The sequence below is a fragment of the Variovorax sp. KK3 genome (assembly GCF_001984055.1).
Classification (GTDB): Bacteria; Pseudomonadota; Gammaproteobacteria; order Burkholderiales; family Burkholderiaceae_C; genus Variovorax.
In genome coordinates this window covers 13,888-26,390 of record NZ_LYVO01000036.1, presented here as the reverse complement: position 1 = coordinate 26,390, position 12,503 = coordinate 13,888, and the positions used below count along the sequence as shown (strand labels likewise).

At 66.3% G+C, this 12,503-nt stretch carries 12 protein-coding genes; 1 reads left to right on the top strand and 11 read right to left on the bottom strand.

All coding sequences use genetic code 11. The annotated features are described in order from the left end of the window. Nucleotides 1–114: 114 nt before the first annotated feature. From B0W80_RS18130 to B0W80_RS18120, 3 genes are all read right to left on the bottom strand, one after another. Nucleotides 115–1,098 carry a tripartite tricarboxylate transporter substrate binding protein gene (locus B0W80_RS18130; protein ID WP_077000552.1) on the bottom strand — a complete coding sequence of 328 codons (984 nt, stop codon included), beginning with the start codon at nucleotides 1,096–1,098 and terminating at the stop codon, nucleotides 115–117. A 39-nt stretch (nucleotides 1,099–1,137) separates the two neighbouring features. After that, nucleotides 1,138–2,184: a TauD/TfdA family dioxygenase gene (locus B0W80_RS18125; protein WP_077000551.1), complete on the bottom strand. Its 1,047-nt coding sequence runs from the start codon at nucleotides 2,182–2,184 to the stop codon at nucleotides 1,138–1,140. Nucleotides 2,185–2,284: 100 nt separating this feature from the next. Then, complete coding sequence (locus B0W80_RS18120; protein ID WP_077000550.1) at nucleotides 2,285–3,385, bottom strand: TauD/TfdA family dioxygenase; 1,101 nt, start codon at nucleotides 3,383–3,385, stop codon at nucleotides 2,285–2,287. A gap of 128 nt (nucleotides 3,386–3,513) precedes the next feature. Between B0W80_RS18120 and B0W80_RS18115 the strand changes: the two genes are divergently transcribed. After that, entirely contained in the window at nucleotides 3,514–4,104 is a 591-nt protein-coding gene (locus tag B0W80_RS18115; RefSeq protein WP_077000549.1) for a nitroreductase family protein, read from the top strand. A 46-nt stretch (nucleotides 4,105–4,150) separates the two neighbouring features. Here B0W80_RS18115 and hemC read toward each other — a convergent pair whose 3' ends face one another. From hemC to B0W80_RS18075, 8 genes are read right to left on the bottom strand one after another with little or no spacing between them, the layout of a single operon-like run. Then, a complete protein-coding gene (gene hemC, locus B0W80_RS18110; protein ID WP_306171864.1) occupies nucleotides 4,151–5,029 on the bottom strand; it encodes a hydroxymethylbilane synthase in 879 nt (292 codons plus the stop codon). 7 nt (nucleotides 5,030–5,036) lie between these two features. Continuing rightward, nucleotides 5,037–6,059, bottom strand: a complete 1,023-nt coding sequence (locus tag B0W80_RS18105; RefSeq protein WP_077000547.1) for an isopenicillin N synthase family oxygenase — start codon at nucleotides 6,057–6,059, stop codon at nucleotides 5,037–5,039. Between the two features lie 24 nt (nucleotides 6,060–6,083). Continuing rightward, nucleotides 6,084–7,115, bottom strand: a complete 1,032-nt coding sequence (locus B0W80_RS18100) for a tripartite tricarboxylate transporter substrate-binding protein (protein WP_143684678.1) — start codon at nucleotides 7,113–7,115, stop codon at nucleotides 6,084–6,086. Beyond that, complete coding sequence (locus B0W80_RS18095; protein ID WP_143684677.1) at nucleotides 7,115–8,116, bottom strand: PDR/VanB family oxidoreductase; 1,002 nt, start codon at nucleotides 8,114–8,116, stop codon at nucleotides 7,115–7,117. The genes B0W80_RS18100 and B0W80_RS18095 overlap by 1 nt, the downstream gene beginning before the upstream one ends. Before the next feature lie 5 nt (nucleotides 8,117–8,121). Then, nucleotides 8,122–9,444 carry an amidohydrolase family protein gene (locus tag B0W80_RS18090; protein WP_077000544.1) on the bottom strand — a complete coding sequence of 441 codons (1,323 nt, stop codon included), beginning with the start codon at nucleotides 9,442–9,444 and terminating at the stop codon, nucleotides 8,122–8,124. 9 nt (nucleotides 9,445–9,453) lie between these two features. Then, complete coding sequence (locus B0W80_RS18085) at nucleotides 9,454–10,554, bottom strand: amidohydrolase family protein (RefSeq protein WP_077000543.1); 1,101 nt, start codon at nucleotides 10,552–10,554, stop codon at nucleotides 9,454–9,456. 60 nt (nucleotides 10,555–10,614) lie between these two features. Next, complete coding sequence (locus tag B0W80_RS18080) at nucleotides 10,615–11,433, bottom strand: alpha/beta fold hydrolase (protein ID WP_077000542.1); 819 nt, start codon at nucleotides 11,431–11,433, stop codon at nucleotides 10,615–10,617. A gap of 8 nt (nucleotides 11,434–11,441) precedes the next feature. Continuing rightward, the gene (locus B0W80_RS18075) at nucleotides 11,442–12,494 is read right to left on the bottom strand and encodes an extracellular solute-binding protein (protein WP_077000541.1); all 1,053 of its coding nucleotides are present in this window, start codon (nucleotides 12,492–12,494) and stop codon (nucleotides 11,442–11,444) included. Nucleotides 12,495–12,503: the final 9 nt, after the last annotated feature.

Genomic DNA, 12,503 nt, shown 5'->3' with positions numbered 1-12,503 from the left:
CGTCGGCCGCCGGCTGCGCGCCCGCCCCTGCACGTGGATCCGCCCGTTGGAAAGCTCGAAATGGTAGCACCGCGGGCCGGGCTCAGCGCCGTCGAGTTTGCGGGCTGGACGCCTCTACTTGAGGCTGATCCCCATGTCCTTGCCGATCTTCACGTACATCGCGTACTCCGTGTCCAACTGGCGCCGGAAATCGTCGGACGTGCTGCCGACCGGCGTGATGGCCATGTCCTTCAGGCGCGCGGCAACGGCCGGATGAGCCAGGGCCGTGACCAAGGCACGCTGGAGCTTGGCGACCACCTGCGGAGGCGTTCCCGCTGGCGCAAGCACGCCGTACCAGGGAACGATGGCGCCGGTCGGGTAGCCGGCCTCGGCCATGGTGGGAAGGTTCGGCGCCAGTTCCGAGCGGGTCGGCATGGCGATCGCGATCGGCCGCACACGCCCGCTGCGCTGGTACGTCAGCACTTCGGGCAGGTTCCCGAACGCCAGCTGGATGTGGCCGCCTGCCAGTGCGCCCATCGTCTCGGCCATGCCCTTGAAGGGAATGTCCGTCAGGGTGATGCCGGTCGCCTGTTCGAGCAGCCTGCCGTTGATGTGACCACCGCTGCCAGGACCCAGCGATCCGAAACTGAAGCCACCCGGATTGGACTTCGACAGCTTCACCAGATCCTGCAAGGTGCGCGCCGATGAATCTTCCGGCACCGCGACAACCTGCGCGATGGTGCCCAGCAGCGACACCGGCACGAAGTCCTTCTTGTAGTCGTAGTTGACTGGCGCCCCGAACGCCTGCGCCGACACGATGTTCGCGGCAGTGATCAGCAAGGTATGGCCATCGGGGCGCGCTCGCGCGACCACGGCGGTGCCGATGGTGCTGCCGGCGCCCGGCCGGTTCTCGACGACCACGGGTTGGCCCAGCTGCGGGCTCAGCTGTTCGGCCACCAGCCGCGCCATGATGTCGAGCGACCCACCCGCGGCGAACGGGTTGATGATCGTCACGGGCTTGGTGGGGTAGGCCTGCGCCGCGGCATTCACGTGGGCACCTGCCAGGATGAGGCCGCCCGCGGTCAGGACGAGCGCACTCACGAGGCGTCGGATCTTCATACGAACTTCCCTTTCTCGAAATTCGGTCATGTGCGCGCGTCAGTTCACATGGCTGGCCATGCGGCCAGAACCGAAGGCACGTTCGAAAGAGGGAAGCTTTCCGGCCTGCGCCGCGATGCCGCTGCGCGTCGCATCGATGCGCGGGTCGAGATGCCGCCAGTCCGGGGCCGTGAGCCACAGCCGGAGAAGCAGGCGCGCGCGTTCAGGCTCCGGCCAGTTCTCGAAGGCGGTCCGGGCATGCAGGACGGTGTAGTTGTTGATCAGGTAGATCTCGCCTGGGTCGAGCTGAAACTCGAACGCGCATTCGTAGGTCAGCCGCTCCAGGCAGTTGAGTGCCTCCACCTGCAGATCGCTCAACGGCGTGCCGCCCTCGCGTGCGGCGGTCTCGATGTACGAACGGGTGTAGCGGCAGCTCAGCTCGCCCTCGACATACGAGAACACCGGGATGCGATGCGGCGTGATCGGCGCCTCGCCTGGCAGGTTCTCACCCCGGCGGTGATAAGGGAAGCCGACGTACAACGGCTCCAAATACTGCGGAAAGCGCTCCAGCAGCGCGTTGTGCACCGCCGCCACGCTGGACGCGATGGACACGCCGCCTTGGCGCGCGGTGCGGACGCACATGAGCCCGACGAGGTCGGAGGTGTCCGTGTGCGGCGTCAACTCCTGCTTGTTGCGATACGCGCGCGCATGCGGGTCGGTGGCTGTCGTGTCCTTGACGTGGCCCAGCCGGTCGCCCAGCACGCTTTGCGAAACGCCGATGCCCAGGTGCGTGCCGATGCCCCAGTAGATCATTTCAAGCTCCGGCACGGTATAGCGGCCGACGTCGATCCCTCGCAGGATCACGATGCCGCGCCCGGTGCGGAGCTCTTCGCGCGTGGCCTGCAGGAGCGGCGCCGTCAGCGGCAGTTCGAAGTCACGCCGCTCCAGCGTATCGAGCTTGAGTCCGCTCTCCAGTGCTGCCTTCAGGGTGCGGTCGATCTCTTCGAGATGCTCCGGCGCGAAGTGAAGAGTGACGTCTTCCTTTGATTGAAAGTCGCTGCCTGTCCAGGCGCTCGCGTCGACGATGGGTTGCTTCAGAATGTCCATGGGATCTCCGTGGGTTGCCCGCTGCGCAAGTCGAAGCGGGATGGGTTTGCCTTCACGCGGGTCGTGCGGCCGCTGCCGCGCGATCCCGCCCAATGAGCGCTCAATGCGCGGTCGACCTCGCTGGCCCTGCAGGGGTGAACAGGAGTTCGTCGCTCCAGCCAGCGGACGCCCAGTCCGCGAATGCGAAGCGGGCGCCCGAGGGCGGACTCACCCCGCCTCGAAGCGCCCCGCCCAAGGTGCTCCCCCAGGCTTCGTGGCGCTCCCGGGGCAGCCGGCGGCTGCAAGGCGTTGCGAGCCACATGCGCAACAGCAGCCTCTTCTTCTCGGGCTCAGCACTGTCCTCGTAGTTCGTGCGCGCGTGGTACGTCACGTGGTTGTTCAGCAGTTGAATGTCGCCTGGCCGCATCCGGAAGCAGATGCACAGCTCCTCGGCCACCTCCGCTACGACGCGGATCGCCTCCTCCTGCAACGGCGTGAGCCGCGGGACTTCCGGATAGCGTTGTGCCGACTCGATGTAGGTGAGCGAGAACTGGCTGGTGAACTTGCCATCGATCACCGCATAGATCGAGCCTGCAAACCAGGGCTTCTCTCCTTCGATCTGCTCGGACTGGCGGCTGAAACGGAAGGGCGCGTACAGCGTGGCTATGAGCTCCGGACGCCGGCGCAGCACCTCGTTGTGCACCGCCGCCGAGCTGACCGCCTTGCTCCAGCCGCCGGTGCGGGCCTCCCGCACGCACAACAGGCCCAGAAGATCGCAGCGATCCATGTGAAAGCGCAGAGGGCCGCCTGTCCGGTAAGCCCGCGAATCCGCTTCTCCCTTCTTCGCACCGGTGTCGCGCACCTCCCCGAGGAAGTCGCCATTGCGGCTTTGCGACAGCGGCATGCCCAGGTGCGCACAGATGCCCCAATACATCATGCGGATGTCCTCCTCCGGCAGGCCTTCGATGCGGAGGCCGCGCAGCAGGCAGATGCCGCGGCCCTCCTCCAGTTCACGCCCGACGTCCCGCAGCAGCTCACCGAATCGGCGCAGTGGGAAGTTGGCTCGGTGGATCTGCTGGAGCGACAGCCCACGCGACGTCGCCACCCGGACCGCCATCAATGCTTCCTCGGTCAGCGCTGGATCGACCGGCACGACGAGCGCATCCGGCTCCAGCAGGCGGTTGTCCCACGAGCAGGCACCTTCGATCGGGCTGGGCGTCATCGTGCGCGTCTTTCTGAAAAATCTGGTGGCATGCCATTTTGGTCCACATTTACGATTGCCGTCAACGCGTTTTAGTGCCTTTTTGGTATACCATAAAGGCACTCTTTAATCCTGAGCCAGGAGACCCGATGTCAGTCACCGCGGAAGAAGCCTTCACATCCACTCATTTGGCGCGTGCGTTCGAGCAGATCGTCGAGAAGCGCCGCTCCGTTCACTTCTACCTGGAGCGCGACGTGCCCAGGGCTGCCATCGAACGCGCACTTGAACTGGCCGTGCATGCGCCGAGCCACTACCACACGCGGCCATGGCGCTTCACCGTTTTCGCCGGCAGTGCGCGCGACGAGCTCGCGTGCGCCTATGAAAAGGCGGCAACGCGCATCGGCTGGCATGCGGCGCCGGCGCGGTGTCGCGCCTACGAAGCGCCGGTCACGGTGATGATCGGCTGTGTCCCCGACAACCGCCACCCGAGGGTCCGGCCGCTGGAGGAGGAGTTCGCGACTGCGGCGGCAACGCAGAACTTGATGCTGGCACTGACCTCCATGCAGCTCGTGTCCGCCCTGAATTCCGCGCCTTGGCAAGTCTCCGAAGAGGTGGAGCAACTGGTGGGAATCGGAGCCGGCCGCGTGGTCGGGGCGCTCCAGGTCGGCTACCGCGACCCCGATCGCGAGTTGCTCAAGCGCCCTCGCCCGACCACCGCGGGCGTCGTGCACTGGCGCTGAATCGCTGCCGCTCCCGCGGCAAGCGCGGCCGGCGCATTGGCCGCGCTCAGATGCGCCGAAGTCGCCTGCCGAGCTCTTCGCCCAGGCACGTCGCCTCATCCGCCCGGCCCACCGGTGCGCTCGCCACGGCGAACACCGGTTCACACGTGTCGTCCGAGCGATGGGCGGCCTCGAGCCGCATGATGCCGTCCGACAGGGTCGCAAAGGCGGCGAAGGGCTGCGAGCAGCCCGCATCCATGCACAAGCCGACCGTCCGCTCTGCCGTGACGCACAACGTGGTGCCCTCGTCGTTCAGCGGTGCCAGGATCTTCCGCAGATCGGACCGGTCGCCGCGCGTCTCCACGGCGATGGCGCCCTGCCCCGGCGCGGGCAGCATCCGGTGCGGCTCGAACATCTCGGTGATGCGGTGGGCCAGGCCGAGGCGCTGCAGCCCTGCGCCCGCCAGCACGATCCCGGCGAACTCGCCCTGGTCGAGCTTCGCGAGGCGCCCCTCGACGTTGCCCCGGAGAAAGGCGATCTGCAAGTCGGGACGCATGCGGTGAATCATCATCGCGCGGCGCAGGCTCGAAGTGCCGATGCGCGCACCCGACGGGATCGCGGCGAGCCCTCGGCCATCCTGCGCCACCAGGGCATCGCGGGGGTCGCCCCGGCGCAGCACGGCGGCGATCGTCAGTCCAAGGGGCAGCTCCATGGGCATGTCCTTGAGCGAGTGCACGGCCAGATCGGCCTCCCCCACGAGCAACGCCTGCTCGATCTCCTTGAGGAACAGCCCCTTCCCGCCGACCTTCTGCAGCGGTCGGTCGAGCACGCGGTCGCCCGTGGTCGTGATCAGGCGAAGCCGCGATTCGTGCCCCAGCGCCGCCAGCGCGCGCTGGATCTCATGGGCCTGCCACAGCGCGAGAGGGCTCCCGCGCGTGGCGATCACCAGCGGCTCAGCTGACCCGCTGCCCATCGACCGAGGGCCAGATCCGCTTGTAGAGGCGCATGAGGATCTCACCGCTGGTGAGTCCCTCGTCGATGCCCACGGTGCTGTGGAAGACGGGCTCCGCCAGGTTCGATCCTGCATCGTCGAGGATCGGCCGGACCTTCACGTCGAAGCCGGGGTTCATGAAGAAGGGAATCGAGTAGCGCTCCTTGCCTGAGCGATTGATCACGCGGTGGGGGGTGGCCATGAAGCGGCCGCCGGTCCAGATCTTCATCACCTCGCCCAGGTTGATGACATAGCTGCCGGCCACGGGCGGAACCCCGACCCATTCGCCCTCTTCCCCCATGATCTCCAAGCCGCCCGTGTCGTCCTGCGCGAGGAGTGTGAATGCACAGTTGTCGGTGTGGGGACGCGTGCCGAAACGTCCGTCGGTCTCGGACGGCTCCTGCGGCGGGTAGTGGATCAGCCGCAGCAGCGACAGAGGCTGGTCGAAGTGACGCAGAAAGGTGTCTTCCGGGAGTCCGATGCCCAGGGCGGCCGTGGCGAGCAGGTCGCGCGCGAGCTGGGTCACCATGCCCGCGTACTCCATCACCTGCTCGCGCATGCCGGGCATGCCGGACGGCCAGACATTGACGCCGTGCAGGGGCTTGCCCTCGGCCAGTCCGAGATCGTCCGGACGATGCTCCTGCCATGCATGGAAGGCCTCGAGCAGAAGCCCCTTCATGCTGGGGTCATTGCCCGTGGTCTTCATCGGCAGATAGCCGCGGTACGAATTGTTGGCCGCCATGGACAGCGCCTGCTTCTCATCCGGCGCCAGGCTGAAGAATTGCCGCGCGATGTCGAACATGCCCTCGATCTTCGCCTGCGGAATGCCATGGTTCACGATATAGAAGAAGCCGACGTCGCTGCAGGCACGGGCGATCTCGCCGCCCAGCTTCGTGCGCCGCCGGGGATCGGGACTGCGCAGGTCCGTCAGGTCGATGATCGCCACCTTGGTGGCATTGCGCTTCGCTTGAATCAATTCGGTCATGGTGTCTTTCCTGGATTGCTGTCTCTAGTCGGCCTTGATGTTCTCTTCCTTGGCGATCACCTGGTAGCGGCGAAGCTCCGTCGCGAGGCGATCGCCGAACTGCGACGGCGAGCTCGCCACGACGTCGATGCCGAGATCCGCCAGCCGAGCCCGAACGTCGGGCAGGCCGAGCACGGTCAGCAGGTCCTTGCTCAGACCCTCCAACGCCGGCGCGGGCGTGCCCGCTGTCGTCAGCAGCCCGTACCAGGCGCTCTCGCTGATGCCCGCGATGCCGGCTTCCGTGAGGGTGGGCACCTCCGGCGTTGCCGGGGTGCGGCGCTCGGTCATCGTCGCCAGGATCTTCACCTTGCGATCGGCGGCCTGCTTGACGGCCGAAGGCATGTTGATCATGGCCATCTGGACATGCCCTCCCATCACGGCCAGCAGGATGTCGGCCTGCCCCTTGAAAGGGACTTTGAGGAAGTCCACCTTGGCAGCCTTGGCGACCTGCGCCAGCACGAACTCGCTCTGGCTTCCCGGCCCGCTCGTGCCGAAGGTAATGGGTTGCCCCGAGGCGCGCGCTGCGCTGAAGAGCTCGCCCAGCGTCTGGAACCGGGCATCCCCTGGCACCACGATGCCATAGGGCGCCAGCCCCAACAACGTCAGCGGCGCGAGATGCTTCTGCAGGTCGTAGGGCAAGTCGCTGCGCACCGCCGGCGTGGTGGTCAAGCCGTTGGCCTGGATCAGGAGCGTCTTGCCATCGGGCCTGGCCTTGGCGACGTAGGATGTGCCCAGGATGCCCGCCGCGCCCGGCCGGTTGTCCACCACCACCACCTTGTGCGCGGACACCTCGGGCAGCTTGTTGGCAATCAGCCGCGCCAATGCGTCGATCGTGGATCCCGCGGCAAACGGGACAACGAGGCGCAGCACCCCTTCAGACTCCTGCGAGCGCGCGAGTCCGCTCGCAGCGAGGGCACCCAATGCCAGCACGGCGCGCCGGTGGATCAGTGGGACGGTAAGACCTTTCATCGTGCAACTTTCATTCTGGTTGGTGGTATTCGGCGCCTTTATCGTCACTAGATGTCGAGCGTGATGCGGGCGCTCGAACAACGCGAGACGCAGGGCAGGACCAGTTTGTTCGCCGCCTTTTCCGCGCTGGTGAGGTACGAGTCGAAGTGGGCAGGCGTGCCCTCCAACACCCCGACGGCACACCAGCCGCACACACCATATTCGCATTCGCTCTTCATGGCGATGCCGGCGTCGCGCAACGCGGCGAGCATGGTCTTCGTCTTCGGCACAGGGATCGTGCGGCCCGTGCTGGCCTGCACCACGCTGAACTCCTCGTCCTGGGCCTCGTCGCGCTCCAACTGCGGCGCGGCGAAATACTCGAAGTGAAAATTGCCGGCCCGGCCCGAGGCCTCGCCGTACAGCCGCACCACATCCATCATGCCGGCCGGTCCGCAGCAATAGACCACGGTCTGCGCATCCGTGCCGGCCAGCTCGGTCGCCAGGTCGTACAGCCCGCCGTCGGCATCGAAGTGGACGTGAACGTCATGGAAGGCTGCCAGCTCGGATAGCCAGTCCTGAAAGCCCAGGTCTTCGCGCGCGCGGCACATGTGCACCCAGCGAGCCCGCACGCCGCGCGACTTCAGTTCGTATAGCATCGAAATGATCGGGGTCATGCCGATGCCGCCGCTCAAGAAGAGGAAGCGGCCCGCGCCCGAGACGAGCGGGAAATGGTTGCGCGGTCTGGAAATGAGCCATTGCGATCCGATGGCCGCGTTGTCGAACACCCACCGACTGCCACCCTGGCTGTCGCTCGCAAGCTTGATGCCAAGCTCGTAGAGGCCGGCGTGCTGGCGCGAACCCGTCAAGGAGTAGTGGCGCACCACACCGTCGCCGCATTGCAGTGCAACGTGCGCGCCAGGCTCGTGTCCGGGCAAGGGGTCTTCCGCGGCCGAGCGCAGGCGCAGCAGCAGGGTGTCGGACGTGAGCTTGACGGCTTCGCAAACCGTCGCCTGCAGCCAGTCGCCGGGCTCGGTCCCGGCCGGTACGGCCGCAGATTCGATGACTTCCATGGCATTCACCTGTTGAGAGGCAGGCTGGACACGGCCAGCGAGCGCTCGTGGCCCAAGCGACGGCGCGTCGGCAGCGTGCCGGACAGCGGCACGGGCTCGCCGCCCTTGTAGACGGCCGCGATCCGCTTGCGGTCGCCCAGCACGCGGATGTCGGCCAGCGGATCGCCGTCCAGCACCAGCAGGTCGGCCCAGCGGCCCGGCTGCAGGCTGCCCACGTCCCGGTCCCAGCCGAAGGCCTTCGCGTTGTTGAATGTTCCAGCAGCGATGGCCTGCAGGGGGCTCATGCCGAGCAGTTCCACCATCAGTTCGATCTCCCTCGCGTGCCACTGCCCATAGGGCGTGACGGAGAAGCCGGATTCCGAACCGGCCATCATCGGCACCCCGGCCTCGATCGCCTTGCGATGGGCATTCACGAGCGCGTCCAGTTCCCGCTTCTTGACCTCGATGTAGTTCGGGTCGACGCCGACGTCGCGGCCATGCTGCACGATGTTGGCCGTGTAGGTCATCGTCGCGCAGATGGGAATCTGCCGGTCCAGCAGCAGCCCGATGTCCGCCGTGTCCATGTAGGAAGCGTGAATCACCCAGTCGACGCCCGCGCGTGCCGCGGCCGCGACCGTCTTCGCATAGCGCGAATGGATCGTGACCTTGCGGCCCAAGTTGTGGGCCGTGTCGACGATGCAAGACAGCTCCTCGTCGGAAAAGCAGGGCCCGGCATCGCGCCGCGTGTCCTGCGCCTGGCTGTCCCCGCTGACCTTGACCAGGTCCACGCGATTCTTGACCTGGCGCCGCACCTCCTGACGCATCTGGTCGATCGTCGAGCACAGCACACCCTCGGCCGACACCGGCATCCCCAGCCAGGGCGGGAAGTAGTCGGCAAAGCCGCCGTCGGCGCAGATGTGGCGGCCCGCGGCGAAGATGCGGGGTCCATCGAACATCCCGTTGTCGATGGCATCGCGGCAGGTGACCGCCACGTTCCAGGTGGAGCCCGGATCGCAGAAGCTGGTGACCCCGCCCTGCAGCACCTTTTGCGCATTCCACACGGCGCGGACCGCGGACCATTCCGCTCCGCCGTAGATGTCGACCTCCTCGGCGGTCCTGCCTTCCCCGTAGGAGATGTGGCAATGGGCGTCGATGAGGCCCGGCATCACCGTCTTGCCCCTGGCCTGCACCACCTCGTCGGCCGGCCCCTGCTGGTCGGCCGGCCGCTCGGCATGGCGCCAGACCGCCGTGATGCGGCCGTCCACCACGCGCAACGTCGCGTCGGGCATCGGCTCGCGTCCCGTTCCATCGATCAGCGTGCAGCCGGCGATCTCGAGGATCCTTCTCATCGCCGGCGCCTACAGATCGATCTTGAACAGCTTGGCCGCATTGCCCGCCACCACCTTGAAGCGGTCCTCCGGCGACAGCTCGCTCAGGATCCGGTCGATGTTCTGCGTGGTGTTGGGATACGGGCAGGGCGGGTGCGGGAAGTCCGAACCCCACATGATCCGGTCGATGCCGATCTCGTTGCGCAGCTTCGCAGCCAGCGGGTCATTGATGATGCCGGCGTAGATGTTCTCCTCGACATAGCGGCTCGCCGGCTTCTTTTCCAGATGATCGAAGCCCGGGAAGGTCTGGATGCGGTTGAGGCGGTACTTGAGGATCGGAAGCCAGGACGCGTCGTACTCGGAGAGGAAGATCTTCAGACGTGGAAAGCGGTCGAAGATGCCGCCGAAGATGAACTCATTGGCAAGCGCCGGCTGCGCTTCGTAGAACAGGTCGAGAAAGCTGGCCGGAATGTTCTCGCGCTCCTTGTCGCCGTGGTAGGTGAAGGGATCGCGCACGCGACCGGTGACGATGTGGAGCGTGACCGGCAGCTCCGCCTCCTGCGCCGCGGCCCAGAACTTGTCGTACTTGCGGTCCCGGTAGGGTGCGGCCCCGTCCACCGGATTGGTGCCGATCATGATGGCGCGCGCGCCGCGCTTGACCACGCGATCGAGTTCCTTCACGGCCCAGTCGACATCCACGATCGGGATCATCGCGACCGCCAGCAGGCGCTTGAGGTTCTGGGAGCAGTACTCCTGGATCCAGTCGTTGAAGACCTCGGCGCAGGCATTGCGCGCGGCACCGTCGGCCATCCGGGGAATCCACAGACCCCAGGTCGGGTTCAGGACCTCGGCGTGGATGCCATCCTTGTCCATGAGCTCCAGACGATAGACCGGATCGGCACCGGCCTTGGCCAGGTCGTCCAGGCGCCGGTCCTTGCCGTCGTCGGACACCAGTTCTTCCAGACGTGCAGCCTCCCCTGGGCGGCCGACGTAGAAGAAGTTGCCTTCATGTCCCTCGAAGCTCGTCACGCCGTGCGGCACCTTGTCGCCGAAGCGGTCGCCGAGCGTCTTCTTCCAGAGGTCGGTCGGCTCGAACACGTGCGAGTCCGACGAAATGATGATCTTGTCCATGGGTTTCTCAGTAGGCGTGGTGGTTGATTCAGGTAAATATATGCATTAATGGTATGCCAGTCAAGCATGCCTTTCTTGTAGCAACAGGAACTCCAGCGCGTCGCGGGTGAATGCGTCAGCCTCGAAGTTCAGGATTCGGTGCGGCTTGCTTGGGTAAATCTGCAGGAAAGAGCCTGGGATCAGCTGATGCATCCGCTCGGAGTGCACCGGCGACGTTACGGCATCTGCGCCGCCCACGGCGATCCAGGTCGGGCAGCGGATCGCGCCCAGGCGGCTGGACGTGTCGTGCGCCAGGATCGCGCGATAGTGGCCCGCCAGGCCTTTGCGGGAGGGGCCCTGGCCATCGTTCCAGCGCGCCGTCCGCTTCGCGATCTCCTCGCGCAGCGCCTTCTCATGCGCATTGACGAACTCCGGCCCGAAGGCGGAGAACGCGCTGTACATGGCCCACAGCTCGGGCGTGGTCTCCTCCACGACCTTGATCAGGATGTCGTAGCGCAGCCGCATGTAGGGCAGCGGACGTTCGTAGCTCGAGTAGAGCGACAGCGAGCGCACGCGCTCCGGCTGTGCCAGCGCCATCTCCTGCGCGATGGCGCCGCCCAGCGAGTAGCCTGCCACGTGGGCTGTGCCGACGTCGAGCGCCGACAGCAGCGCCAGCGCATCCTTTGCCATCTCCATGGGCGTGTAGCCTGCTTCGGGCACCTCGCTGGCACCGATGCCGCGCAGGTCGTACACGATGCAGCGGAAGTGAGGCCCGAAGGCCTTCAACTGCTCGTCGAAGGTCGTGTGGTCCATGCCGTTGCCGGCAATCAGCAGCAGGGGCGGTCCCTCCCCTGACATGCGATAGAAGGTGCGCACGCCGTTGGTGGTCACGTGGGGCATGGCGTACCTCAGCGTCGGGTCAGGGGCGCGATCTCGCGGTCCCAGGCGTCTTGCCATTTCGCGCGGCCGCTCGCGGTCGCCTGCTCGTCGAACACCACCAGCTGCTGGAATTGCGCGTCCGTCAGCGTGTATCTGGCGTGCTCCGGCGTGATCTTCGCGTTCCGGTTGACCGGCGTGATCTTCAGTTCGCGCGTGACGTTGGCGATGATCTCCGGACCCAGGTAGAAATCGATGAACTTCTTGGCTTCGACAGGGTTGGGCGCGTTCTTCACGAGGGCGATGACGTCCATGCCGGCCGGAGCCCCCTCGCACGGAATCGCGAACTTCGCGGGCACGCCCTCGTCGATCATCTTGTAGGCCGGGCTCGACACCATCGGCACGGCCCAGACCTCCTGCTGCGCGAGCAGGCGCTGCTGGCCGGCCGAGTCGTCCACCACCGCGACGAGGTTCTGGCCCATCGTCTTGACCATGTTCAACCCCGGCGTCACGTCCGCTTCGGTGCCGCCGGCGAGACGGTTCGCCATCAGCAGGAAGTAGCCGTTCATGTATTTGGGCGACGAGACGCCGACCTTGTTGCGCAGGTCGGCACGCCAAAGGTCCTTCCAGCACTTGATCTCGTTCTTGACCTTGTCGGTGCGGTAGACGATGCCGTAGGGGTAGACCCACATGCCGGCGAAAGCGGCGGCACCCCCGGGCTCGCGCCGAACGCCGCTGGCCGGCAGCGTTGCGAGCACGGGCACCTCCTTCGCGTCCATCGGCGCCAGCAAGCCATCGTTGTAGGCGGTCGTGGCGTCTTGCGAAGTCGCCATGAGGAGGTCGATCTTCGGGCTGGCGCGCTGGGCCGAGATCATCTGGATGTTGGCGAGCGACACCCCTGAGATGACCTTGACCTTCACACCCGTGGCTTTCTCGAAGGGCGCGATCGCTTGTTCCGCGATCGCCTTGCCCCAGGTCCCGCCCCAGGTGGCCAGCACGATCTCGCCCGCATGAGCGCTTGCTTGAAGAGTGATGGCGGCGGCGATCGCCAAGGCAGGTCGCTCGAATCGGCTGAGAAGTTTCATGGGCTGGTT

Coding starts and splice junctions, on each gene's coding strand:
- B0W80_RS18130 (WP_077000552.1), bottom strand. CDS start 1,098: ATGAAGATCCGACGCCTCGTGAGTGCGCTCGTCCTGACCGCGGGCGGC.
- B0W80_RS18125 (WP_077000551.1), bottom strand. CDS start 2,184: ATGGACATTCTGAAGCAACCCATCGTCGACGCGAGCGCCTGGACAGGC.
- B0W80_RS18120 (WP_077000550.1), bottom strand. CDS start 3,385: ATGACGCCCAGCCCGATCGAAGGTGCCTGCTCGTGGGACAACCGCCTG.
- B0W80_RS18115 (WP_077000549.1), top strand. CDS start 3,514: ATGTCAGTCACCGCGGAAGAAGCCTTCACATCCACTCATTTGGCGCGT.
- B0W80_RS18105 (WP_077000547.1), bottom strand. CDS start 6,059: ATGACCGAATTGATTCAAGCGAAGCGCAATGCCACCAAGGTGGCGATC.
- B0W80_RS18095 (WP_143684677.1), bottom strand. CDS start 8,116: ATGGAAGTCATCGAATCTGCGGCCGTACCGGCCGGGACCGAGCCCGGC.
- B0W80_RS18090 (WP_077000544.1), bottom strand. CDS start 9,444: ATGAGAAGGATCCTCGAGATCGCCGGCTGCACGCTGATCGATGGAACG.
- B0W80_RS18085 (WP_077000543.1), bottom strand. CDS start 10,554: ATGGACAAGATCATCATTTCGTCGGACTCGCACGTGTTCGAGCCGACC.
- B0W80_RS18080 (WP_077000542.1), bottom strand. CDS start 11,433: ATGCCCCACGTGACCACCAACGGCGTGCGCACCTTCTATCGCATGTCA.
- B0W80_RS18075 (WP_077000541.1), bottom strand. CDS start 12,494: ATGAAACTTCTCAGCCGATTCGAGCGACCTGCCTTGGCGATCGCCGCC.